The following is a 23019-nucleotide window of genomic DNA, read 5'->3' on the forward strand; positions in this document are numbered from 1 at the left end:
GCCCTCGGGACAAAAAAGGCCTGTCGCCGCCCCGAGCGGATCAGAAGCGACTCGTCACGCCAACGAAGAAGCGGCGACCCAGGATGTCATAGGTCGACGGATCGGTGTTGGACTGGATGCCCGGCGTCCAGGTGCGCGGCGCCTTGTCCGTCAGGTTGTTGACCCCCATGCGCAGCACGAAGCTGTCGCTGACGTTCCAGCTGGTGAGCAGATCGAAATAGTTGATCGCAGGCAGGCTGTTGGCGGTGTTGTAGATGTCCATCTTGCCGACCCGGCGCCAGCGCAGGCCAAGACCGAACGGGCCGTTGCTGTAGTTGACCGAACCCAGCATCTTCCACTTCGGGAAGGTGAAGCCGTTGGTCGAGTCGATGGTGCCGACCCGCTCGTTGAACGGTCCGCCCGCCGCGTCCTGACGCTGCCAGGCGCGCAGCCAGCCGACCACATAGTTGAGGTTCAGCGAGCCCAGATTGCCCAGACCGGCATCGGCGAGATCGAAGCTCCAGTCGACCTGCAGGTCGATGCCCGACGTCTTCAGGGTCGCCAGATTCTGCTGGAGGCCCAGGCTGTTGATCACGTTTCCGGTCAGCGGATCGCGCTCGAACAGCTGGCAATAGCCATTGTTGACGTCATAGGTCGGATTGGTCACGCCCGTGGCATTGAAACAGCCCTGAAGCTGGTTCGTCGCGGTGATGCTGCCGACCACGTCGGTGATCTTGATGCTGTAATAGTCGATCGAAGCCGAAAGACGCGAGAACAGCGCACTGCCGAAGTTGGGGCGATAGACGGCACCGACCGTCCAGGTATCGGCCGTTTCCTCCTTCAGATTGACGTTGCCGCCGACGAAGCCCTGAATCTGCGTGCTGTTGAAGACATAGCTGTCCACCGCAGCGGCCGACAGACCCTGAGCGAGGCAGAGCTGGCGCACCTGAGCCGCATCCGGACCGTTGCGATAGGCGCCGCGAATATCGCACGGGTCGCCGCCGAAGACCGGAGCGCCCTGCGCGTTCACCGGCCCGCCGATCTGGGGCGAGCTGATGTCGCGATTGCCGTAGAACAGCGCCCCCGCCATGGTGCCGAGTACGATGGCGATGGTCAGGCCGAGGATCACGAGGATTTCGCCTCGTCGGAGGGTTCGGAGAAGGAGTCCGGCTCGTCATTCGCCTCGATGCGCTCGTCGCGCGCGAAGACGAAGCCGATGGTGGCGCTCGCCACCAGAATCCCGCACATCTGCCACAGCATCGGCAGCGGCAGGGAAAAGACGCGAACGGCGGCGGTGTTGACCAGCGGGGTCCCGCCGACCTGCCAGATGAAGGGAATCAGCAGGAGCCAGCGGTGCGCATAGCGCCGGTGGGTCGGCGACAGCAGGGATCGGAGCGTCATGGAGTCACGCCGCCCGGATCACCGGACCTGGCCCGAAAGGCCATGGTCGTCGCGCACGACCTGTCCGCCCTTCATGACGAAGTCGATCGAGCGCAAGGCGCGGATATCGCGGGTCGGGTCGGCATCGACGAGCACGATGTCGGCAAATTTGCCGACGGCGATGCTGCCGATGTCCGCGTCGCGGCGCATCATGCGGGCCGGCTGGATGGTCGCCGCCTGCAGCGCCTGGAGCGGGGTCATTCCCGCGTCGACGTAAAGCTCCGCCTCGCGCACGGTGGCGGTCGTGCCTTCATTGTCCTCGAAGGGAAACTGGTCGGTGCCCAGCGCGATCGGCACGCCGAGGCGGATCGCGGACTGCAGCATCGCCCAATGGTCGCGGCCGACGCTGTCCACCCGCTGCAGATACCAGTCCGGCGACCCGATGCGCTGATAGAAGGCGCGCGCGCCCGGCTGGCTGACCACGATCGTCGGCACCAGCCACACCTTGTCCTTCGCCATGCGGCGCAGCACCGGCTCGGTCAGGTGATAGCCGTGTTCGAAACCGTCGATGCCGTAGGTCAAGGCCTGCATCGCCGCCTCGGGCGAACCGTTGTGCGCGGTGACGCGCACGCCGTTGCGGTGGGCCACGTCGATGAGGACCGACAATTCGTCGTTGGTCATCGGGGCGGCGGCGATGGCGCCGTGCGTGTCGGAGATGCCGCCCGAAATGGCGATCTTGATCCACGAGGCGCCCTGGCTGATCTGTCGACGCGCCGCCTGCGCGAAGGCGTAGGGGCCGTCGACCTCGAGGAAGCCGTGCCCGCCGGTGGGCACGATCAGTTCGCCGGCCGTTTCGATGCGCGGCCCGACGGCCTCGCCCCGGTCGATGGCGCGGCGAAGCGCGAAATCATTGCCGTGGATTTCGGACACCAGGCGAACCGAGGTGACGCCGGCGCGCAGCGAAAGGCGCGCATTGTGCGCCATGCGCAGCGCCTGCTGCGCGTCCGTCTCGTTCTGCAGTTCGGCCCCGGCACTGCCGGGAAGCTTCAGGCCGAAATGCACGTGCATGTTCATGAGGCCGGGGATCAGCCAGCGCCCGTCGACGGGGACGATGCGCGCGCCGGGCGGGGGCTGGAGTCGGCCGCGCGGGCCGAGCTGAACGATCCGCTCGCCCTCGATGACGACGACGGCATCCTCGATGACGCGGCCGTTTTCCACGTCGACCACCGCGCCGCCGACCAGCGCGACGACATCGGGCGCCGGCGACTGGGCGACGGCGGGAGCCGTGACGAGGACGGCGGCTGCGAGACCGGTCAGATACCGGGCGATACGGCGAAGGGTGTCGATAGGCATAGGGATTCCGCGATCAGTCCGGAACCGCCCGGAACCAGCGAAGTCTAGGGCCTGCCGCGGCCAAGACAATGCCAGGAGCTGATGCATGATGTTGCGCTGAATGCAACGATCCTGATGCAGGCCGCCTTTCGGATCAACAATCGGGAGGCCTGCGCGGGCGAACGATGGCGATGCGGCGAATCGCCGCGGCAAAGCCCGGGGGCGCGCGGCCGGAGCCGCGACCGCTTATCCCAGCGCCTTCTTCAGCAGTTCGTTCACCACCTGCGGGTTCGCCTTGCCCTGCATCGCCTTCATCGTCTGGCCGACGAAGAAGCCGAACAGCGCTTCCTTGCCGCCGCGATATTGTTCGAGCTGGTTCGGATTCTTCGCCAGCACCTCGGCGATCACCGCCTCGATCGCGCCGGTGTCGCTCGTCTGCCGAAGGCCCTTGTCCTCGACGATCTTCGCCGCATCGTCGCCGGTTTCGAGCATGATCTCGAACACCTGCTTGGCGATGCTGCCCGAGATGGTGCCGTCGGCGACGAGGCCGAGCAGTTCCGCCGCCTGCGCCGGGCCGACCGGCGAATCGGCGATCTCCCTGCCCAGCCGGTTGAGCGCGCCGAACAGTTCGCTGGTCATCCAGTTGGCGGCCGCCTTCGGCTCCGCGCCCGCGTCGAGCAGCGCGTCGAACCAGCGCGCGCTCTCGACCTCGGCGGTCAGTACGCCGGCGTTATAGGCCGAAATCCCCAGCGCCTCGTAGCGCGCGCGCTTGGCGTCGGGCAGTTCGGGCAGGCTCGCCCGGCATTCGTCGAGGAACGCATCGTCGAGTTCGAGCGGCAGCAGGTCGGGGTCGGGGAAATAGCGGTAATCGTGCGCGTCCTCCTTCGACCGCATCGTCCGCGTCGTGCCGCTGTCGGGGTTGAACAGGCGCGTTTCCTGGTCGACCGTGCCGCCCGATTCCAGCACCTCGACCTGGCGCTTCGCCTCATATTCGATCGCCTGCATGACGAAGCGGACCGAATTGACATTCTTCGTCTCGGTGCGCGTGCCCAGCGCTTCGCGGGGCTTGCGGACGCTGACGTTGACGTCGGCGCGCATCGAGCCTTCTTCCATGTTCCCGTCGCACGAGCCGACGTAGCGCAGGATCGCGCGCAGCTTGCGCAGATAGGCGCCGGCCTCGGCGGGCGAGCGCATGTCGGGCTTCGACACGATCTCCATCAGCGCGACGCCCGAGCGGTTGAGGTCGACGAACGACATCGTCGGATGCTGATCGTGCATCAGCTTGCCGGCGTCCTGCTCGACATGGATGCGTTCGATCGCGATGCGCTTTTCATCGTCGATTCCCGCCTTCTCGTCCGCCTCGATCGTCAGCGAACCTTCGCCGACAAGCGGATGATAAAGCTGCGAAATCTGATAGCCCTGCGGCAGGTCGGCATAAAAATAATTCTTGCGGTCGAAGCGCGACCATTTGTTGATCTGCGCGTCGATCGCCATGCCGGTGCGCACCGCCTGGCGGATGCATTCGCGGTTCGGCACCGGCAGCATGCCGGGCATCGCGGCATCGACCAGCGACACCTGCGTGTTCGGCTCGGCCCCGAACGCCGTCGCGGCGCCCGAAAAGAGCTTGGCGTTGGAGGTGACCTGCGCATGGACCTCGAGGCCGATCACGACCTCCCACTCGCCGGTTTCGCCCTTGATGCGATAGTCCGTCATCTTACCACCATTTCTCCGCCCGCGCGGTAAAGCCCGCGCGTTCCTCGATCGCCAGCCCCGCGTTGAGCACGCCCTGCTCGTCGAAGGCCTTGCCGATGATCTGCAGGCCCAGCGGCAGGCCTTCGCGGTTGAGCGCCGCGGGGACCGACATCGCGGGCAGCCCCGCGAGGCTGGCCGGCACCGCGAACACATCGTTCAGATACATCGACAGCGGGTCGGCGGTCTTTTCGCCGAGCCCGAACGCCGCCGACGGCGCGGTCGGGGCGAGGATCACGTCGCAGCGTTCGAACGCCGCCGAAAAATCGCGCGAAATCAGCGTACGCACCTTCTGCGCCTGCGTGTAATAGGCGTCGTAGAAGCCCGCCGACAGCACATAGGTGCCGATCATGATGCGGCGCTTGACCTCCGGCCCGAAGCCTTCGGCGCGCGTCGCGGCATACATGTCCTGCAACCCCGCACCCTGCGGCAGATCGCGCAGCCCGTAGCGCACCCCGTCATAGCGCGCGAGGTTCGACGAGGCTTCGGCGGGGGCGATGATATAATAGGCCGGCAGCGCATATTTGGTGTGCGGCAGGCTGATCTCGACGACCTCGGCCCCGGCATCCTTGAGCATCGCGATGCCGGCATCCCACATCGCGTCGATGTCGGGATCGATGCCCTCCAGTCGATATTCCCTGGGAATGCCGACTTTCTTGCCCTTGAGATCGCTCGACAAAGCGGCTTCCCAATTCGGCACGGGCAGGTCGAGGCTGGTCGCGTCCTTGGGGTCGAAGCCCGCCATATTCTGAAGCATGATCGCGCAGTCGCGCACGTCGCGCGCCATCGGCCCCGCCTGGTCGAGCGAACTGGCGAAGGCGACGATGCCCCAGCGCGAGCAGCGGCCGTAGGTCGGCTTGATCCCCGAAATGCCAGTGAAGGCCGCGGGCTGGCGGATCGAGCCGCCGGTGTCGGTGCCCGTCGCGGCGGGGCAGAGCCGCGCCGCGATCGCCGCCGAACTGCCGCCCGACGAGCCGCCAGGCGCGAGCGCGGCATTGCCGCCATCGTTCCGCTTCCACGGCGAGATGACGTTGCCGAAAAAGCTCGTCTCGTTCGACGAGCCCATCGCGAACTGGTCGAGGTTGAGCTTGCCGAGCATCCCCGCGCCCGCGTCCCACAATTTCTGCGACACGGTCGATTCGTAGCGCGGCACGAAGCCTTCGAGCATATGGCTCGCGGCGGTGGTCTGGACGCCCTTGGTCGCGAACAGGTCCTTCATGCCGATCGGCACGCCCGACAGCGGTTTCAGCGTTCCCGCGGCCCGGTCGGCATCGGCCTGCTTCGCCGCGCCGAGCGCCTGTTCGGGCGTCTCGACGATGAAGGCGTTGAGCGCTTTCGCGGCCGCGACATTGGCGTTGAACGCCTCCGCGACCTCGACGGCGCTGAAATCGCCCGCGCGGTGGCCGTCGCGGATCTGCGCGACGGTGAGATTGGTCAAATCGGTCATCATCAAAACCCGTTCGTGCTGAGCTTGTCGAAGCACCGTTCTTTCCCTGCCGCGTCGAAGAAGGACGGTCCTTCGACAAGCTCAGGACAAACGGCTGGAACCATAGCGTCAGTCATCACTCGATCACCTTGGGCACGCCGAAGAAGCCGTGCTGCGGCTCGGGTGCGTTCGCCAGCACGTCGTCGCGGCGGTTGCCGCCGGTCAGCGGATCGGCGTCGACGATATCGTCGCGCAGCCGCAGCGTGTTCGGGATCACCGCCGTCATCGGCTCGACCCCGCTCACGTCGACCTCGCCGAGTTGCTCGACCCAGCCGAGGATGTTGTTGAGTTCGCCTTCCATCGCGGCGGCCTCCGCATCGCTGATCGCGATGCGCGCCAGCGACGCGATCTTCTTCACCGTTGCCTGATCGATTGCCATAGCTTCCTGCCTCGTGCGGGGGACGCCGCGCCGCTAGCACCCTCCCCCCTGCGCATCAAGCGGCGCCTAATCGAAAGGGCCGGTTTCGGGCACGCCATCGACCGTGATGCGCCGCTGGCGAACCGTTTCGACCTCGACCCGCGCCTTCGACAGGTCGAGCCCCGGCCGCGCCGGACGCGGGCTCGCCGCGTCGCCCTGTACCCACTGACCCGCGGCATTGCGCGTCACATGGTCGAATTGCAGCGCCTCGCCCGCTTCCTGCTGCCCCAGCACGCCGATCCGGTCGTCGGAAAGCCATATCGCGACGCAGGCTTTGGCGCGGGCGCACATATAGCTCGCCTCGATCCGCGCGAGCGCTTCGGCGGGGAGCGCGCGGTCCGCCGGGACGATGCGCAGCCGCTCCGCGAACGGTTTCAGCAGCGTCGGCCCGCGCGGCCCGGCGAGGTCCCAGCGATTCTTCGCCGCGAGCGCGGCCCTTGCGGCGTCGGCGCGCGCCTTCTGCGGCGACCGGGTCATGTCGCGCAGCGCAGCCCGCCCCGCCGGCCCGAAATCGAACGCCATCGCCGCCCAGTCGAACTTTTCGGCCGGGGTCGCGCCGCTGTTCAGCCGCGCCAGCTGATCGCGCGCCGAAATCGCCCCGAAATCGAGGATCGGCAGCGCCAGAAACAGCGCGAGCAGCATCAATCCGATCGCGAGCTTCTGTTGCAGGGGGCGCAGCCAGTCGTCGAAATCGCGCCGTCCGCGGACCACCGCCCACACCCCGGCGACGCCGTAGGCGAGCGCGACCGCCGCCGCGATCACGCCCCACAGGCGTTCGGGGGTCCAGCCATATTGGCCGATGCGCAGACCCATCGAATAACAGGCGATGCCCGCGAGCGGCAGCACCGCGACCGCCAGCACCGGCGCGGCCCAGCGCAGCAGCGGATTGGTCGCGCGATCCTCGCGCCCGTCGCCGATCACCGCATTGGCGAGCAGCACCGCGAAAGCCGCCGCCGCCATCATCAGCGCGGCGGTCGAAAAGCCTGAATCCCACAGCTTCTGCAATCCGGTTCCGAGCAGCGAGACGAGGAAGAGGACCAGCGCGACCGCGAGCACCGGCGCCAGCACCGCGAGCACGATCATCACCAGCCGCTGGAGCGTCGCGACCAGCCGGTCGCGTTCGCGCAGCAGCCCCACCGCGCCGCCGAAGGCCGCCCCCGCGAGCATCCAGCCGAACCATTCGTCATTGAGCAGCCGTTCGATGACGTCGATCCCGATCAGCTTGAACATCTGTCCGATCAGCACGACGAGCAGGAAGGTGACGCCGACGAAGGCAAGGCCGGCCGCGCCGATCACGGCATCGGTCCACGCATGACCGTGCAGCCGGTCGTAGGGCATCCGCCACAGCCGCCAGAAGCGGGCATCGGGCGCGACGTCGCGCCGCGTCTGGAACAGGGGCGTCGCGACGAGCACCGCGAGCATCCCCGACCAGAACGGCCATTCGACCGGCGATCCGTGGATATTGTAGCCCGCCGACTGCCAGACGATGAGCCCCATCACCGCGCCCCACAGCAGCGCGAAGCCCAGCGCCCAGTGCCAGCGGCGAAGCTCGACCCCCAGAACGAAGGTGATCGTCCCCACCGCGACCGCGGCGGCGAGCGCGCTGCGCCAGGCGGCGAGCGGGTCCTCGTACAAATGGTCGACGAGCAGGTGAAAGGCGAGCCCCGCGACCGAGCAGACCGCCGCCATGATCCACGGCCGCAGCGGCCACGGCGGATCGCTGCCGTCCAGACGGTGCGACTCGGGGGCGGGCGAGCTGGCGGGCGCATCGGTCATGCGCGACATCTAACGCCTCAACTCGTCATGCTGAACTTGTTTCAGCATCCATGGCCTGTCCTTTCGTCCCGCACGGCATCCCGTTCAAGGACAGGCCATGGACCCTGAAACAAGTTCAGGGTGACGCCGATTTGAACGGCGGCTAGAGATTTGACAAATCCTGCCCCTCTCCCATGGAGCCCGCATTTGGCCCGCAAATTCCTCTATCTGATCGCCGCGATCATCCTGCTGATCCTTGCCGCCGGCGTCGTCTATCAACTTTTCCCCGGCTGGGTCGCGCGGGTCGCGTTCGTCCCCAGCGCCGAATTCAAGCCGCAGGTCGTTGCCGCGCCCAACGCCTATGACGATCCCGAAATGTGGTTCGCGCGGCCGGGGATGGAGGACGATCCGTCGAAATGGCGCCCCGACCTTGCCGACGATGCGTCGGGCAGCGACGCCTCCGGCGGCGACGCGGCGCAGGCGCGCGGCCAGATCGTGCCGCCCGCCCGCGCCGCCGCGCCGGCCGCCGCATCCGCCCCCGCTGTTCGAGGCGACGCGGCGATCTTTTTCGTCCATCCGACGAGCTATTACAGCAAGTCGAGCTGGAACGCCCCGCTCTCCGACCGCGACGCCGACCACCGCGCCAACCTGTTCGTGCGCGGCATGGCAAGCGCCTTTTCCGACGCGGGCGAGGTGTGGGCGCCGCGCTATCGCCAGGCGACGCTGGGGGCTTTCCTCGCCACCGACCGCGTCACCGCCGGCAAGGCGATCGACGCCGCCTATCGCGATGTCGAGCAGGCGTTCGACGCCTTTCTGGCCGCGATCCCGAAGAACCGGCCGATCATCCTCGCGGGGCACAGCCAGGGCGCGCTGCACCTCGAAACGCTGCTGAAGAACCGCGTCGCCGGCACCCCGCTCGCGAAGCGCGTCGTCGCCGCCTATATCGTCGGCTGGCCGATCTCGGTCGAAACCGACCTGCCCGCGCTCGGCCTTCCCGCCTGCACGACCCCCGACCAGAAGGGCTGCATCCTGTCGTGGGCGAGCTTTGCCGAGCCCGCCGATCCGGCGATGGTGACCGAGGCCTATGACGGCACCATCGGCTTCGACGGCCGCCCGCGCGCCGAAACGCGCATGCTGTGCACCAATCCGATCACCGGGATTCCGGACACCGATGCGCCCGCAGAGGCCAATCTGGGCACGCTGAAGCCCGAGGCGAAATTCACCGAGGGGCGCCTGATCCCCGGCAAGGTCGGCGCGACGTGCGACGATGCGCGGGGCTTCCTGATGATCGGGCAGGCCGATGTCGTGAAGGATTATGTCGTTCCGGGCTATGTGCTGCCGGGCAACAATTATCACGTCTACGACATCACCCTGTTCTGGGCGAACGTCCGCGCCGACGTGCTGCGCCGGCTCGCGGCGTTCGAGGGCAAGCCTTCGCCGGTTCCGCCTGCCGTGGCGCCAACGGCTGCCGCAACACCCGAATCCGCTCCCTCGTCACCCCGCACTTGATCGGCAATCTTCCCGTTCCCCGGCGAAAGCCGGGGTCCAGACGGCATCGCGCGCTCCGCGTGGACCCCGGCTTTCGCCCGGGAACAGGTCCTCGATCGGGGGGCTATTCGGCGCCCCATTTCGGGCGAGGCGCCGAATGGATGCCGAATCAAGTTCAGCATGACGGAATCCGGCGATAAGGACCGATCGATGATTTCCACCCTCACCCCCGATTTCGCCGCCGCGCTTCCCGACGGCGGGCGCCTCGCCGGGCTCGATGTCGGGACGAAGACGATCGGGGTCGCGCTGTGCGACGCGGGGTGGAGCTTCGCGACCCCCGACCGGACGATCCGCCGCGGCAAGTTCGCCGCCGATCTCGACGCCCTGCGCGGGCTCGTCGCCGCGCAGTCGGTCGTCGGCCTCGTCGTCGGGCTGCCGCTCAACATGGACGGCAGCGACAGTCCGCGCACCCAGTCGGTGCGCGCCTTCGCGCGCAACCTCGCGCCGCTGGGCCTGCCCGTGCTGCTGTGCGACGAGCGCTGGTCGACCGCGGCGGTCGAGCGCGCGATGATCGCCGCCGACGTCAGCCGCGCGAAACGCGCCGAGCGCATCGACAGCGCCGCCGCCGCCTTCATCCTGCAAGGCGCGATCGACGCGCTGGTGCGGGCGTGAGCGCCTGACCCGATCGGCGGATCGCCGTGGACGGAATCAGGCGCCGTCCGACATCTTCGCCAGTTCGCGGGCAAAGGCGCGAAAGCCCACGGTCAGGATGATCGCCGCCAGCGGCATGGCGACGCCGGTCACCAGCGCTATCGAATAGCGCAGCGCCGCATCGTCGCCGAACAGCTGGTCGGTGAGCAGCGCCATCAGCATCGGACCGAAACCCAGCCCGGTCAGGTTGACGATGAAGAAATAGAGCGCCGTCACGCGGGCGCGATATTCGTTCGGGGTGATGAGCTGCAACGCCACCGTCCCGACGCCGTGCATCGTCAGCATCGGAAAGGCGATCGCCAGCATCGCGAACGCCAGCACCGCATCGGGCATCAGCGCCGCGGCGAGCAGCGGCGGGCCGCCCAGCAGGATCGACAGCCGCATCACGCGCAGATGCGCGTCGGCGACGCCCTTGCCGAACATCCGGTCGGCCAGCGTGCCGCCGAGCACCAGCCCCGCCGCGCCGCCGATCGCCATGATGACGCCGAACCACAGCCCGGCCCGCGACACCTCCATGCCATAGGTGCGGAAGAAGAAGGTCGGAACCCAGGCGATCACGCCGTACATGACGAGCCCGATCAGCGCCATGCCGACGAACAGCGCGCCGAGCGCCGCGCGCTGCCGGACGAGGTGGGCGAGAAAGCCGGGCGCCGGCGGCTCGTCGGCGTGGGCGGCAGCCTGCCGGCGTCCCTGGCGCAGCGGTTCGCGGACGGTGAGGAGCAGCAGGCAGACCAGCAATCCCGGCGCCGCGACCCACAGGAAGATCGTCCGCCACGCCTCGACCGGGCCGACGAACGGCAGATCGACCATCGGCGCGGCGAGCACGGCCTGGACGACGAAGGCGCCGAGGATCATCGCCACGCCCGAGCCGAGCGGCACCCCGATCGAATAGACCGCCAGCGCGCGCGCCAGACGGTCGCGCGGGAAGGTGTCGCTGAGCATCGAATAGGCGGCGGGGGACAGCGCCGCCTCTCCCACCCCGACGCCCATACGCGCGAGAAACAGCGTGGCATAGCTTCCCGCGAAGCCGCAGCCCGCGGTCATCACGCTCCACAGCGCGACGCCGACGAGGATCAGGTTGCGGCGGTTCCAGCGGTCGGCGATCCACGCCAGCGGCAGGCCCAGCAGCGTGTAGAAAAGCGCGAAGGCCAACCCGATGAGCAGGCTGACCTCGGTATCCGAGATGTCGAGCGCGGCGCGGATCGGCGCGACGAGCAGGCTCAGGATCATCCGGTCGACGAAGGACAAGGTATAGGCGAGCAGGAGGACGCCGACGACGTACCAGCCATAGACCGGGCGCGGCCATTGCGGGGATTCGGCGCCCGCGTCGGGCGATGGCTCCTGCCGCGATCGGATCGTTGCGCCGTCGTTCGCCATCATCCCGTCCCTTCGCGCACGGCGCGCCCTTGCGCGCTCGATCATGCTGTTATATATGAAATATTACTTAGAACGCTAAGTAAAAATAAGGCTGAGTCAAGCGGATATGAGCCGCGGGCCGGCGGGTCGGGAGATGAGAGATGGCTAGAACGGAAATCAGGATAACCACGCTGCTGCTCGCGGGCACCGCGGCGATAGCCGTGCCCGCCGCGGCGCAGGACAGCGCGCCGCGCGACAGCGACGACATCATCGTCACCGCGCAGCGCCAGGAACAGCGGCTGCAGGACGTGCCCGTTTCGGTCACCGCCTTCGGCGCCGACCAGCTCCGCGACAACAGCGTCGAGACGGTGCAGGACATCGCGATCCGCACCCCCGGCCTGGCGATCAGCGCGGTCGACCCGGTCAACACCAACTTTTCGATGCGCGGCATCGGCAGCGCGCCGGGCATCAGCCAGAATGCCGGCGGCGACCCGTCGGTGGTCGTCTTCGTCGACGGCGTCTATGCCGGGCGCGGCGGCACGCCCGACCTCGACGCGCTCGACCTCGAACGGGTCGAGGTGCTGCGCGGACCGCAAGGGACGTTGTTCGGCAAGAATGCGATCGGCGGCCTCGTCCAGTTCGTCAGCCGCAAGCCGACCGACGAGGAAAGCTTTCATTTCGAGGGCACCTACGGCAATTACGACCGCATCGGCGTGACCGCCCGCGGCAACATGGCGCTGACCGACACCATCTATTTTTCGGCCGGCCTTTCGCACAAGCAGCGCGACGGCTTCGAATATAACGAGACGACGGGCCACCGCGTCAACGACCTGAACCTGACGACGGGCCGCGCGGCGTTGCGCTTCGTCCCGAACGACACGCTCGACATCATCCTGCGCGCCGACATCTCGCACCAGGACCAGAAGGGCAATCCGCGCCACAACAATTGCGACAGCAGCTTTCAGGACGGCATCCACTGCGTCGGCATCAATCCCGACCCGCGCGTCGTGAACGCCTATATCGACGGCGAGATCAAGCGGACGATCCAGACCTATTCGGGCGAGGTCAACATCGACCTGCCGTTCGGGACGCTGACCTCGCTCACCGCGCTGCGCAAGGTCAAGTTCAACTTCGTCACGCCCTTCTTCAGCAACCCCATCAACCCGCCGGCGCAGATCGAATCGACCAGTTTCGGCGAGGAGAACAACAGCCAGTTCAGCCAGGAACTGCGCCTGGCCTTCGACGCGTGGGACGGCCGCCTGAAAGGCCAGACCGGCGTCTATTTCCTCAAGGAGAACAACGACCGCGTCGAAGGGCAGATTCAGGATTTCCCGACCCCCGAAGGATCGGGGACCGGCATCTATCCGCAGTCGGTCAACGCGCGCAGCTTCGCGATCTTCGGCCAGGTCGACGTCGAGATCGTCCCGTCGCTGACCGCGACGGTCGGCGCGCGCATGACGTGGGAGCGCAAGAGCGGCCGCTTCGCGGGATACAAGGCCGACGACGGTCCGGGCCTGCCACCGCCGCTCGGGTCGCTCGACGGCTATGACGTTACGGGCAAGAAGAGCTGGAAGGCCTTCACGCCGCGGTTCGCGCTCAACTGGAAGGCGACCGACGACGTCCTGCTCTATGCCTCGGTCGCGCGCGGCTACAAGAGCGGCGGGTTCCAGGGGCTGTCGGGCACCGCGGCGGGCGCCTCCACCCCCTACGACCCCGAATTCGCCTGGGGCTATGAAATCGGCGCGAAGACCGACTGGCTCGACCGCCGGCTTCGCCTGAACGTCGCGGCCTTCCGGACCGATTATTCGGACCTGCAGATCTCGCAGCTCGTCCCGCTCTGCTGCGTCGTCGTCAGCAATGCGGCCAAGGCGCGGATCAAGGGGATCGAGGTCGAAGCGGTCGTACGCCCGGTCGACGGGCTCCAGATCGACGGCAGCTATTCGTGGCTCGATACCAAGTTCATCGAATATGCGATCCCCGGCACCGACTATACGGGGAACCAGCTGCCGCGCTCGCCGCGCAACAAGTTCAACATCGGCGGCCAGTTCGAACGCCCGATCGGCGACCTGACGGCAAAGCTGCGGGTCGATTACAGCTGGGTCGACGACGCCTATTTCGAGGCGTCGAACATCCCGCAGCAGCTTTGGCCCGCGCACGAGAATGTCGACGCGCGCCTCTCGCTGTCGAACCCCGACGATGGCTGGGAGCTGTCGCTGTGGGGCAAGAATCTGACGAACGAGCTGACGCCGACCTATGTCACCTGGTTCTCCGCCTATCGCCAGCTTCTGACCCCCTATGCGCCGCCGCGCACCTATGGGGCGACGGTCGCGTTCAGCTTCTGACGCGGCGGGCGGCTCCGCCCCGATGGAGCCGCCCTCCCCCTTTCCGCTTTCCGCCTTTTTTCCGAAAGGATGACCGATGGACGAACCCCGCTTCCGCTACCTCTGTTCCTATCGCGCCGCTTTCACCGAGCCCCAGCAGATGATCGGCAAGGCGCATTTCGGACGCCGGATGATCGCGGCGCTGACCGGCGGCGAGGTCGAAGGCGAGCGACTGCGCGGCCGGGTGATGCCGAGCGGCGGCGACTGGGCAACCATCGACGACAACGACACGCTGCGGCTCGACGCCCGCATCACGATGGAAACGCACGACGGCGCGCTGATCTACGTTTCCTATCGCGGCGTGCTGCGGCCGCTTTCGGCCGCGCACAAGCATGCGCGAAACGGCGGACCGCAGACTGCGGAGGACAAGGCCGAAGTCTATTTCCGCACCACGCCGATGTTCGAAACGGGCGACGAGCGCTATCGCTGGCTGAACGACATCGTCGCGGTCGGACTCGGCGCCAGCGTCGGCGGCGCGGTCCGTTACGACGTGTTCGAACTGCTGTAGCGCGGGCGGGATCGATCGCCCGATCGGTCACGGCCCCTTTTCGCCAGCCAACCGTTCCCCGGCGAAAGCCGGGGTCCATGCCGCGCGGCACCATGCCATCTGGCCCCCGGCTTTCGCCGGGGAACGGGCCTTGCGTGTCTGAAGTCCATATATGCACGCCCGATCCCGGCCGGCGCGGCGCGGGATCGGGGTTGGCAACGCCGTGCATCTGGTCCATCGCCGCCCCCGATGAGCAACAGGACGCAGGAAACGGGCCCGCCCATGACGCAAGCATCCCATCACCCGATGACGATGATCCACCTGCTGCGGGCGGTCTATTGGTATGACGAGGCGCTCCAGTCGAACCTGCGCCGCGACGGCTGGCCGACCCCGACGCGGACCCAGTCGATGCTGTTCGCGAACATCGCCATGGGCGAATCGCGCCCCGCCCGCCTCGCCGCCAACCTGGGGATCACGCGCCAGTCGATGAGCGAGATGATTGCGACGCTGGTCGAACAGAATATCCTGGTGGTCCGACCCGACCCGCAGGACAGGCGCGCGCACAAGATCAGCTTTCATCCCGATTCATCGCCGCTCCGGCACGCCGCCGAAGCGGTGATGAACGCCTTGCACCAGCATCTGGGCGCCCGTCTGGGGAAGGATCGCCTCGACGCCCTCGACGACGCGATCTCGGCGGACTGGGGCCCCATTCCCGATTTGAGCGCCCCCGAAAGAAAATAGTTAGTATACTATTGACTTTGTCAGGCAGCCTGACAAACTCCCTCCAAAGACATGAGGGAGAGAATAGCCGTGGCCGACATGGAATTACCGCCGACCGTCCAACCCGCGATTCCGGTCGGGGATGATTTCCTGACGCGCGAGCAACTGGCCCAGCTCACGCCCGAAGACCTGGTCCGCCGCACCACCGCGCTCAAGCCGCTGTTGCAGCGGCACGCCGCGGCGTGCGAGCGCGAACGGCGCCCGATCGTCGAGGTGTGGAACGCCATCCGCGCGACCGGCTGTTTCTATCACTTCATGCCGCGCAAATATGGCGGGCTGGAATTCGACGTCGACAGCTTCCTCGACGCGATGCTGCCGCTGGCCGAAGGCTGCGCGTCGACCGGCTGGGTCACCGCATTCTGCGTCGAGCATATCTGGATGCTGTCGCAATTTCCCGAGCCGTTCCAGGACGAGATTTTCGGCGGCGGCGGAGACCATGTCCCCTATGTGATCGCGCCCGGCGTGACCGCCCCCCCGGGCAAGGCGATTCCGGTCGACGGCGGCTATCGCATCTCGGGCCGCTGGAAATGGGGCACCGGGATCATGAATTCCAACTGGGCGATGGTGGCGTGCGCGATCCCCGACGACCCCGAGCGCCGCGCCCTGTTCTGCGCCCTGCCGACGAACGAGGTCAAGGTGCTCGACACCTGGCATATCGACGGGATGGAGGGAACGGGCAGCCACGACCTGCTGATCGAGGACGCCTTCATCCCCGAATATCGCACGATGAACATGAACGACATGCGGGCCGGAACCGGCCACGGCGCGCGCCTGTACGACAATCCGATCTATCGCCAGCCGATGACCCCCTTCCTGGGCGTCACCGCGGCGATCGGCGGCGTCGGGGTCGGGCGCGCCGCGGTCGCCGCCTTTGCCGAACAGCTTCAGCAACGCGTCATCCCGGGAAGCACGACCCGGCAATCGGACAAGCCCGCGGCGCAGATGCGCCTGGCCCATGCCGACGTGCAGATCGCGACCGCGGAGATGTTGCTGCGCGCCGCGGTCAATCGCAACGTCGAACTCGCGGCGGGGCCGGTGCCCGCCACCTTCGAGCAGCGCAGCTTCATGCGCCTGCAGATCGCGCACGCGATGGAAATCTGCCGCGAGGCGATCCGCACGCTGGTCGAGGCGGCGGGCGCCGGCGCCCACATGCGGGGCAATCCGCTGCAGCGGCATCTGCGCGACATCAACGTCATGTCGAACCACGTCATCTACGACATCGACGCGGCATCCGAACTGCGCGGCCGTGCGATGCTGGGGATGGAACCCAATTCGATGATCTACTGATCGCTTGCGGCGGGCGAAAGGCGCGCGCCCGCGGCGAAAGGACCGGCGCCGACAACAAATGGGGCCCGCGAAACCCGTCATGGCGACGGGGCGGAGCACCCGAAAATGGGAGGGAATAATGAACCGGATTACGCTGTTCCGTTTGATGCTGCTTGCCAGCCTTGCCGTTCCGACGTCCGCCTATGCCCAGGCCGACGGCGCATCGGCCGCCCGCGATTCCGAAATCGTCGTCACCGCGACCAAGCGCGAGCAGACGCTGCTCGACGTGCCGCTGTCGGTCGCGGCGGTCAGCGGCGAGGGCATGGAAGCGATGGGCATCCGCCAGTTCAACGACCTCCAGTCGAGCGTCCCCAACCTGCAGATCGACCAGACCAACGGCAATTTCGTCGTGTCGATGCGCGGGCTCGGCTCGGGCGGCGGCAACCTGGCCTTCGAACAGTCGGTCGGCTTCTTCATCGACGGCGTCTATTCGGGCCGGTCGCGGTCGATGCAGACCGCGATGATGGACGTCGCGCGGGTCGAGGTCGTGCGCGGTCCGCAAGGCGCGCTGTTCGGCAAGAACACCAACGCCGGCGCGATCAGCGTGATCAGCCGCGCGCCCACCCGGCAGTTCGAAGCGCAACTGCGCGGCCGCTACGAGTTCGAGAATGACGGCTATGGCGGCGGCGGCTTCGTATCGGGTCCGTTGACCGACAGCCTCAGCACCCGGCTCAGCTTTCAGGCCGGGCACGAGGGCGGTTACATGTACAACCGCGTCACCCGACGCGACGACAACAGCAACAACAATATGGGCATTCGCGGCCAGTTGCTGTTCGAACCCGCCGGCGGGGGCGGATCGATCCTGTTCAAGGCCGAATATGCCGAGAACAACTACAAGGGCGGCAACCTGACCTACAACGGCCTGGGCAACTGCGTCTTCTGCGACCAGATCCGCGCCGCGTCGGCCGCCGTCGGCGGCCCGCCCGAACGCCCCTCGTTCGAGCGCGCGCAAAGTTCGGCCTATCCCGAATTCTCGCGCACCAACAACCTCAACCTCACCGTCACCGCCAAGCTCGACCTCGGCGGGGGGTTCGAGCTTTCGTCGATCTCGGGCTATCAGCGGCTGCGCGCCCGGACGCAGAACGATATCGACATCAGCCCCATCGCCTTTTCGGATTCGATTCATACCGAAAACAGCTCGCAGCTTTCGCAGGAGATCCGGGTCGCGGGCGCCGTCGGACCGGTCGACCTGATCGTCGGCGGCTCCTATTTCTACGCGCGGTCGGACATCCTGCAGGAAATCTACTGGAACGGCGCCGACAAGGTGCTGACCCCGCCGATCGGCCCCTTGCTGCAAGGGACGGCGCGGCTGCCGTTCCACCAGACGAGCGAGGCGCTGTCGCCCTTCGCCGCGATCGACTGGCACCTGACCGATGCGCTGACCTTCAGCGGCAGCCTGCGCTACAACCACGAATCGAAGCAGGCGCGCGTCGCCGGGGAAATGAGCGTGCTCGCCTATCCCAGCTATGTCTTCATCCGCTCGCGCAGCGAGGCGCTGTGGGACTATTCGGCGAAGCTCAGCTACAAGTTCGGCCCCTCGGCGCAGGTCTATGTCAGCTATGCGACCGGGTCGAAGGGCGGCGGCTATGTGTCGAACGACAGCCGCCTCGGCCTGACCGGGCGCGTCGAGTTCGAGCCCGAACGGGCGCGGTCGTGGGAGGCCGGCGCCAAGCTGCGCCTGCTCGACAACCGGCTGCACCTGAACATGGCCGCCTTCACGACCGATTTCACGAACCTTCAGGTCTCCTCCTTCACCGGATCGTCCTTCACCACCGGCAACGCCGCCGAAGCGCGGTCGCGCGGGATCGAGGGCGACGCGGCGTTGCGGATCGGCGACATGCTGACGATCGGCGGTTCGCTGGCCTATCTCGACGCCTATTACACCGACTACCCGGGGGCGGCCTGCACCTATGACGCGCCCGCGGGCTGCACGACGATGAACCTTGCCGGCTACCGGCTGACGCGCGCGCCGAAGTGGAAATGGAACAGCTATGCCGAGGTTCGGGTGCCGGTGGCGTCGGACTGGGCGCTGACCGGCCGCGTCGCGGCGGACTATACCGGCACCTCCATCTATCAGGACGACCGCCATCCCAACAATATCATGCCCGGCTATACCAAGCTCGACGCGCGGCTCGCGCTCGCGTCCGAGGCGAACGACCTCGAGGTCGCGCTGATCGGCCGCAACCTGACCAACAAGGTGTCGTTCAGCCAGTCGTTCGGCGTGCCGCTGGTGGCGGGAAGCTGGGCGGTGTTCGTCAATCCGTCGCGAACCATCGCGCTGGAGGTCACCAAGGGCTTCTGACCCGGCATTGCAGAGGGGCCTGCCATGCGGAACGCTCTGCGGGAAAACGGACCGGATGTGCAAGACGGCGGCGCCGAAGACGGCGGACAGCTGCACGATCTTGCACGTCTGGTCTTCCAGTCCTTCCAGCGGCTGCTGGAGCACCGGACCATGGTGCATGACGTGTCGGCGAGCCAGTGGAGCTTCCTGCGGCAGCTGTGGCGCACCGACGGCATCTGCCAGCGCGAGCTGGCCAACCGGTTGGGAATTTCCGAAGCCACTGCTACCATCGCGCTGCGCAGGCTGGAGGAAAAGGGTTTCGTCAGCCGCTGGCGCAATGCCGGCAACCGCCGCGAGATGCTGGTCTTCCCGACCCGGCGCACGCAGGCGCTGGAGGCGGTGCTGATCCCCCTCGCCCGCGACGTCCATGTCCTGGCGACGCAGGATTTCACGGCGGCGGAGGTCGCGACGCTCGAACGGCTGCTGCGCAGCGTGATCGCCAATCTTGCCGCAGCCTGAGGAGACGCACGAGGTGAAGATATTGCATATCGCGGGCAGCCCCAAGGGCGAGCGGTCGGCTTCGCGAAAACTGGCCGACGTCTTCCTGCGCCGCTATCGCGCCCTGCATCCCGACCATGAGATCGGCGACATCGACGTGTTCGACGCCGCAGCGAATCCCGATTTCGGTGCGGTCCACGCCATCCACAAGCTGGCGCCGCTGTTCGGCGAGGAACGGAGCGAAGCGGGGACGGTCGCGTGGGTCGATACCGAGCGGCTGATCGCGGATTTCGACCGCGCCGACAGGATATTGCTGTCGTGCCCGATGTGGAACTATTCGGTGCCGTGGGCGGTGAAGCGCTATCTCGATCACCTGATGCAGCCCGGCCGGACATTCGGGTTCGATCCGAAGACCCGGCAGCACTTCGGCCTGCTCCGCGACCGCCCCGTCCAGTTCATCCTCACCCGTTCCTCGACGGGCGACGACGATCCGGGGGATTTCCAGCTGCCCTATCTGCTGCACATCTTCCGGCAGATGGGCCTGCACGATATTCGCGTGATCACCGCCTGCAAGACCACGAAAGCCACCGCGCCGGAGCGGCTCGCCTATCTCGATTCCTTCACCCCGGAGCTGGAGGCGGCCGCCGCCCGTTTCTGAACGCCCAGGACCGTCACAACCAATATTTCACTCCCGGCCCCTATACGCCGCACGATGACCCCCTATGTCCTTTACTGGTTGATCGCGGCCAATCTGATCGCTTTCATCCTGATGCTCGTCGACAAGCGCCGGGCGGAAACGGGGGCATGGCGGATACCCGAAGCGACGCTGCTCCGCTGGGCGATGCTGGGCGGAGCCATCGGAACATTCACGGCATCGCGGCTGATCCGTCACAAAACGCGCAAACAGCCCTTCGCGGGAACGATGCACTTTCTGGTGGGGGCCGAGATCATTCTCCTCGCGCTATGGGGGCTCGGCCTATTGAATCCGCTCATCCGGCAGGCGCATATTCATCTGGATCCGCTCGCCGCCACGGCGCTTGCCTATTTCCCTTCCGCGTCCTAGACGCTGCGCTTTAATGACAAGCGCAACCACCCGACCCGCCAGCGACTACCCGCCCGGTGGCGATGCCTTTCGCCATCGCGACCTGACCGGCATCGCCCAGCTCGCCCCATGGGAAATTTCCTATATCCTCGACGCCGCCGAACAGTGGGTCGAGCTGAACCGTTCGGGGGCGGCGAAGCATGACGATGCGCTGAAGGGCCTCACCATCATCAACGCCTTCTTCGAGAATTCGACGCGCACCCTGCTGTCGTTCGAGATCGCGGGCAAGCGGCTCGGCGCCGACGTCGTCAACATGCACGCGGCGCAGTCGAGCGTGAAGAAGGGCGAGACGCTGATCGACACCGCGATGACGCTGAACGCGATGCGCGCCGACGCGATCGTCATCCGTCATTCGGCATCGGGCGCGGTGCAACTGATCGCCGACAAGGTCGACTGCCCGGTGCTGAACGCCGGCGACGGGCGGCACGAGCATCCGACGCAGGCGCTGCTCGACGCGCTGACCATCCGTCGCCGCAAGGGCAAGGTCGAGGGGCTGACCGTCGCGATCTGCGGCGACGTGCTGCACAGCCGCGTCGCGCGATCGAACATCCTCGCGCTGACCCTGCTCGGCAACGAGGTGCGCGTGGTCGCGCCGCCGACGCTGATCCCGCCCGCGCTCGACCGCATGCACGCCGTCCCCTTCACCGACATGGACGAGGGGTTGCAGGGCGCCGACGTGGTGATGATGCTGCGCCTCCAGAACGAGCGCATGGACGGCGCCTACCTGCCCAGCGCGCGCGAGTATCACGCGCTCTATGCGCTGACGCCGCAGCGGCTGGAGAAGGCGAAGCCCGACGCGATCGTCATGCATCCCGGCCCGATGAACCGCGGGGTCGAGATCGACAGCAGCATCGCCGACGACCCGGTGCGATCGACGATCACCGAGCAGGTCGAAATGGGGGTCGCGGTGCGCATGGCGTGCCTCGACATATTGACCCGCCGCAAGCGGGGGGTGCCCGGATGGAACTGAAGCCGCTCCTCATCGCCAACGCCCGCCTGCTCGGCGGCGACGTCGGCAGCCTGCTTGCGGTCGGCGGCCGCATCGCCGCGATCGACCCCGCCGAGCGTCCCGAGGGCACCGAGACGGTCGATGCGAAGGGCCAGTGGCTCGCCCCCGGCATCATCGACCTCGGCGTCTTCGCGACCGACAAGCCGGCCTTTCATTTCGGCGGCATCACGCGCGCCGCGCTGATGCCCGACAGCGGCCCGCTCGACGGCGCGGGGCTCGTCGAGCGCGCGGCGAAGGGCGGCAAGCCCGACCTGTGGGTTCATCCGCTCGCCGCCGCGACCAAGGGGCTCGCAGGCAGGGAACTGGCGGAAATCGGGCTGATGAAGGGCGCGGGCGCGCGCGCGGTGGCGACGGGCCGGGGCCGGATCGCCGATGCCGGCGTGATGCGCCGCGTCCTCTCCTACGCCGCGTCGCTCGGCCTGACCGTCATCGCGCATGCCGAGGACGAAGGGCTGACGCACGGCGCGGTCGCGACCGATGGCGAGATGGCGACGCGCCTCGGCCTCGCCTCCGCGCCCGCGGTCGCCGAGGCGATGGCGATCGCGCGCGACCTGCTGCTGGTCGAGGAAACGGGAGCGCCGCTGCATATCCGCCAGGTCACGACGCGGCGCGGGCTCGACCTGATCCGCGCCGCGAAGGCGACGGGACTGCCCGTCACCTGCGGCATCACGCCCGCGCACCTGTTCCTGTCCGACATCGCGATGGGCGATTTCCGCACCTTCGCGCGCCTGTCGCCGCCGCTGCGGTCGGAGGACGACCGCCGCGCCTGCCTCGCCGCCATCGCCGACGGCACGATCGACATACTCGCTTCGGGGCACGACCCGCGCGGGCCCGAGGACAAGCGCCTGCCCTTTGCCGAGGCGCTGCCCGGCATGGCGGGCGCCGAGACGCTGCTCGCGATGGGGCTGCAACTCGTCCGCGACGGCCACGCGACGCCGGCGCGCCTGTTCGACCTGCTCGCCGCGAACCCGGCGAAGCTGCTCGGCATTAATGCCGGAACGCTGGCGGTCGGCGCCGAGGCCGACCTGATCCTGATCGACGACGGCACGCCGTGGCAGGTCGATGCGAAGAAGATGGCGGCGTGGGCGGGCAACACCCCCTTCGACGGCATGCCGATGCAGGGCCGCGCCACGATGCTGTGGAAAGGCGGCGTGCGGATACGCTGAGGCGCGATGGCTTTGGATTGCCGCGTGGCTTTGTCGCTCGCGGATGACGAACCCGTTCAATGTCATCGGGCCGTCGCGCGTCAAATCCGAACCGTTTGCCCCCCGCTTTCGCGGGGGCAGGCTCTGAGCTTGTCGAAGCCTGTCCTGAGCACCTGCAAGGCCGTCGAAGGGCCGTTCTTTCTTTTGACGCCGCAGGAAGACGGGCGGTGCTTCGACAGGCTCAGCACGAACGGAACGGGGATGAGCAGATTTGACGGCAATCATCCCTTTTCGACAAGTCATTGTTCCCCGGCGAAAGCCGGGGTCCAGATGGCACAGCGCTGCCAAGCATGGAC

General features: G+C 67.3%; 20 protein-coding genes. 12 read left to right on the plus strand and 8 right to left on the minus strand.

Annotated elements, in window-relative coordinates; translation table 11 throughout:
* Positions 1–40: 40 nt before the first annotated feature.
* From SGRAN_RS13130 to SGRAN_RS13160, 7 genes are all read right to left on the minus strand, one after another.
* Positions 41–1108 (minus strand): TonB-dependent receptor domain-containing protein, encoded by a 1068-nt coding sequence (locus SGRAN_RS13130; RefSeq protein WP_067184311.1) that lies wholly within the window; start codon positions 1106–1108, stop codon positions 41–43.
* Positions 1105–1380 (minus strand): DUF3311 domain-containing protein, encoded by a 276-nt coding sequence (locus SGRAN_RS13135; RefSeq protein WP_067184314.1) that lies wholly within the window; start codon positions 1378–1380, stop codon positions 1105–1107. Before SGRAN_RS13135 ends, SGRAN_RS13130 begins: the two co-directional genes overlap by 4 nt.
* Before the next feature lie 18 nt (positions 1381–1398).
* Positions 1399–2712: an amidohydrolase family protein gene (locus SGRAN_RS13140; RefSeq protein ID WP_067184317.1), complete on the minus strand. Its 1314-nt coding sequence runs from the start codon at positions 2710–2712 to the stop codon at positions 1399–1401.
* A 225-nt stretch (positions 2713–2937) separates the two neighbouring features.
* Entirely contained in the window at positions 2938–4404 is a 1467-nt protein-coding gene (gene gatB / locus SGRAN_RS13145; RefSeq protein WP_067184320.1) for an Asp-tRNA(Asn)/Glu-tRNA(Gln) amidotransferase subunit GatB, read from the minus strand.
* Position 4405: 1 nt separating this feature from the next.
* Entirely contained in the window at positions 4406–5887 is a 1482-nt protein-coding gene (gene gatA, locus SGRAN_RS13150) for an Asp-tRNA(Asn)/Glu-tRNA(Gln) amidotransferase subunit GatA (RefSeq protein ID WP_067187077.1), read from the minus strand.
* A 115-nt stretch (positions 5888–6002) separates the two neighbouring features.
* A complete protein-coding gene (gatC, locus tag SGRAN_RS13155) occupies positions 6003–6305 on the minus strand; it encodes an Asp-tRNA(Asn)/Glu-tRNA(Gln) amidotransferase subunit GatC (RefSeq protein ID WP_067109613.1) in 303 nt (100 codons plus the stop codon).
* A gap of 66 nt (positions 6306–6371) precedes the next feature.
* Entirely contained in the window at positions 6372–8120 is a 1749-nt protein-coding gene (locus SGRAN_RS13160) for a DUF4153 domain-containing protein (protein WP_237233507.1), read from the minus strand.
* Between the two features lie 186 nt (positions 8121–8306).
* On the opposite strand from SGRAN_RS13160, the gene SGRAN_RS13165 reads away from it, so the two are divergent.
* Together SGRAN_RS13165 and ruvX are read left to right on the plus strand one after the other, a co-directional pair.
* Positions 8307–9608 (plus strand): DUF3089 domain-containing protein, encoded by a 1302-nt coding sequence (locus SGRAN_RS13165; RefSeq protein ID WP_067184325.1) that lies wholly within the window; start codon positions 8307–8309, stop codon positions 9606–9608.
* Between the two features lie 189 nt (positions 9609–9797).
* Positions 9798–10259 (plus strand): Holliday junction resolvase RuvX, encoded by a 462-nt coding sequence (gene ruvX / locus SGRAN_RS13170; RefSeq protein WP_067187078.1) that lies wholly within the window; start codon positions 9798–9800, stop codon positions 10257–10259.
* Positions 10260–10295: 36 nt separating this feature from the next.
* On the opposite strand, the gene SGRAN_RS13175 is transcribed toward ruvX, so the two are convergent.
* Complete coding sequence (locus tag SGRAN_RS13175) at positions 10296–11675, minus strand: spinster family MFS transporter (RefSeq protein ID WP_210434139.1); 1380 nt, start codon at positions 11673–11675, stop codon at positions 10296–10298.
* Positions 11676–11815: 140 nt separating this feature from the next.
* On the opposite strand from SGRAN_RS13175, the gene SGRAN_RS13180 reads away from it, so the two are divergent.
* From SGRAN_RS13180 to SGRAN_RS13225, 10 genes are all read left to right on the plus strand, one after another.
* Positions 11816–13996 (plus strand): TonB-dependent receptor, encoded by a 2181-nt coding sequence (locus tag SGRAN_RS13180; protein WP_067184328.1) that lies wholly within the window; start codon positions 11816–11818, stop codon positions 13994–13996.
* Between the two features lie 76 nt (positions 13997–14072).
* Positions 14073–14543: a DUF3237 domain-containing protein gene (locus tag SGRAN_RS13185; RefSeq protein ID WP_067184330.1), complete on the plus strand. Its 471-nt coding sequence runs from the start codon at positions 14073–14075 to the stop codon at positions 14541–14543.
* Positions 14544–14804: 261 nt separating this feature from the next.
* On the plus strand, positions 14805–15263 hold the full coding sequence (locus SGRAN_RS13190; protein ID WP_158682148.1) for a MarR family winged helix-turn-helix transcriptional regulator: 459 nt from the start codon (positions 14805–14807) through the stop codon (positions 15261–15263).
* 78 nt (positions 15264–15341) lie between these two features.
* On the plus strand, positions 15342–16589 hold the full coding sequence (locus SGRAN_RS13195) for an acyl-CoA dehydrogenase family protein (protein WP_067184334.1): 1248 nt from the start codon (positions 15342–15344) through the stop codon (positions 16587–16589).
* Between the two features lie 118 nt (positions 16590–16707).
* Entirely contained in the window at positions 16708–18930 is a 2223-nt protein-coding gene (locus tag SGRAN_RS13200) for a TonB-dependent receptor (protein ID WP_067184337.1), read from the plus strand.
* A gap of 24 nt (positions 18931–18954) precedes the next feature.
* A complete protein-coding gene (locus tag SGRAN_RS13205; RefSeq protein WP_067184340.1) occupies positions 18955–19428 on the plus strand; it encodes a MarR family winged helix-turn-helix transcriptional regulator in 474 nt (157 codons plus the stop codon).
* A 13-nt stretch (positions 19429–19441) separates the two neighbouring features.
* Positions 19442–20065: an FMN-dependent NADH-azoreductase gene (locus SGRAN_RS13210; RefSeq protein ID WP_172709651.1), complete on the plus strand. Its 624-nt coding sequence runs from the start codon at positions 19442–19444 to the stop codon at positions 20063–20065.
* A gap of 54 nt (positions 20066–20119) precedes the next feature.
* On the plus strand, positions 20120–20470 hold the full coding sequence (locus SGRAN_RS13215; RefSeq protein ID WP_082737253.1) for a DUF1294 domain-containing protein: 351 nt from the start codon (positions 20120–20122) through the stop codon (positions 20468–20470).
* 13 nt (positions 20471–20483) lie between these two features.
* Positions 20484–21479, plus strand: a complete 996-nt coding sequence (locus SGRAN_RS13220) for an aspartate carbamoyltransferase catalytic subunit (RefSeq protein WP_067184344.1) — start codon at positions 20484–20486, stop codon at positions 21477–21479.
* On the plus strand, positions 21470–22684 hold the full coding sequence (locus tag SGRAN_RS13225; RefSeq protein ID WP_067184347.1) for a dihydroorotase: 1215 nt from the start codon (positions 21470–21472) through the stop codon (positions 22682–22684). The genes SGRAN_RS13220 and SGRAN_RS13225 overlap by 10 nt, the downstream gene beginning before the upstream one ends.
* The last annotated feature ends 335 nt before the right edge of the window (positions 22685–23019 follow it).

Origin of the sequence: Sphingopyxis granuli, assembly GCF_001559015.1 — a bacterium.
In the GTDB taxonomy this organism is placed as follows: Bacteria; Pseudomonadota; Alphaproteobacteria; order Sphingomonadales; family Sphingomonadaceae; genus Sphingopyxis; species Sphingopyxis granuli.

Excerpts from the sequence above, each read along its gene's own strand:
- SGRAN_RS13135 (WP_067184314.1), bottom strand. The coding sequence starts at position 1,380 with ATGACGCTCCGATCCCTGCTGTCGCCGACCCACCGGCGCTATGCGCAC.
- SGRAN_RS13140 (WP_067184317.1), bottom strand. The coding sequence starts at position 2,712 with ATGCCTATCGACACCCTTCGCCGTATCGCCCGGTATCTGACCGGTCTC.
- gatB (WP_067184320.1), bottom strand. The coding sequence starts at position 4,404 with ATGACGGACTATCGCATCAAGGGCGAAACCGGCGAGTGGGAGGTCGTG.
- gatA (WP_067187077.1), bottom strand. The coding sequence starts at position 5,887 with ATGACCGATTTGACCAATCTCACCGTCGCGCAGATCCGCGACGGCCAC.
- gatC (WP_067109613.1), bottom strand. The coding sequence starts at position 6,305 with ATGGCAATCGATCAGGCAACGGTGAAGAAGATCGCGTCGCTGGCGCGC.
- SGRAN_RS13160 (WP_237233507.1), bottom strand. The coding sequence starts at position 8,120 with ATGACCGATGCGCCCGCCAGCTCGCCCGCCCCCGAGTCGCACCGTCTG.
- ruvX (WP_067187078.1), top strand. The coding sequence starts at position 9,798 with ATGATTTCCACCCTCACCCCCGATTTCGCCGCCGCGCTTCCCGACGGC.
- SGRAN_RS13175 (WP_210434139.1), bottom strand. The coding sequence starts at position 11,675 with ATGGCGAACGACGGCGCAACGATCCGATCGCGGCAGGAGCCATCGCCC.
- SGRAN_RS13180 (WP_067184328.1), top strand. The coding sequence starts at position 11,816 with ATGGCTAGAACGGAAATCAGGATAACCACGCTGCTGCTCGCGGGCACC.
- SGRAN_RS13185 (WP_067184330.1), top strand. The coding sequence starts at position 14,073 with ATGGACGAACCCCGCTTCCGCTACCTCTGTTCCTATCGCGCCGCTTTC.
- SGRAN_RS13190 (WP_158682148.1), top strand. The coding sequence starts at position 14,805 with ATGACGCAAGCATCCCATCACCCGATGACGATGATCCACCTGCTGCGG.
- SGRAN_RS13195 (WP_067184334.1), top strand. The coding sequence starts at position 15,342 with ATGGAATTACCGCCGACCGTCCAACCCGCGATTCCGGTCGGGGATGAT.
- SGRAN_RS13200 (WP_067184337.1), top strand. The coding sequence starts at position 16,708 with ATGAACCGGATTACGCTGTTCCGTTTGATGCTGCTTGCCAGCCTTGCC.
- SGRAN_RS13205 (WP_067184340.1), top strand. The coding sequence starts at position 18,955 with ATGCGGAACGCTCTGCGGGAAAACGGACCGGATGTGCAAGACGGCGGC.
- SGRAN_RS13215 (WP_082737253.1), top strand. The coding sequence starts at position 20,120 with ATGACCCCCTATGTCCTTTACTGGTTGATCGCGGCCAATCTGATCGCT.
- SGRAN_RS13220 (WP_067184344.1), top strand. The coding sequence starts at position 20,484 with ATGACAAGCGCAACCACCCGACCCGCCAGCGACTACCCGCCCGGTGGC.
- SGRAN_RS13225 (WP_067184347.1), top strand. The coding sequence starts at position 21,470 with ATGGAACTGAAGCCGCTCCTCATCGCCAACGCCCGCCTGCTCGGCGGC.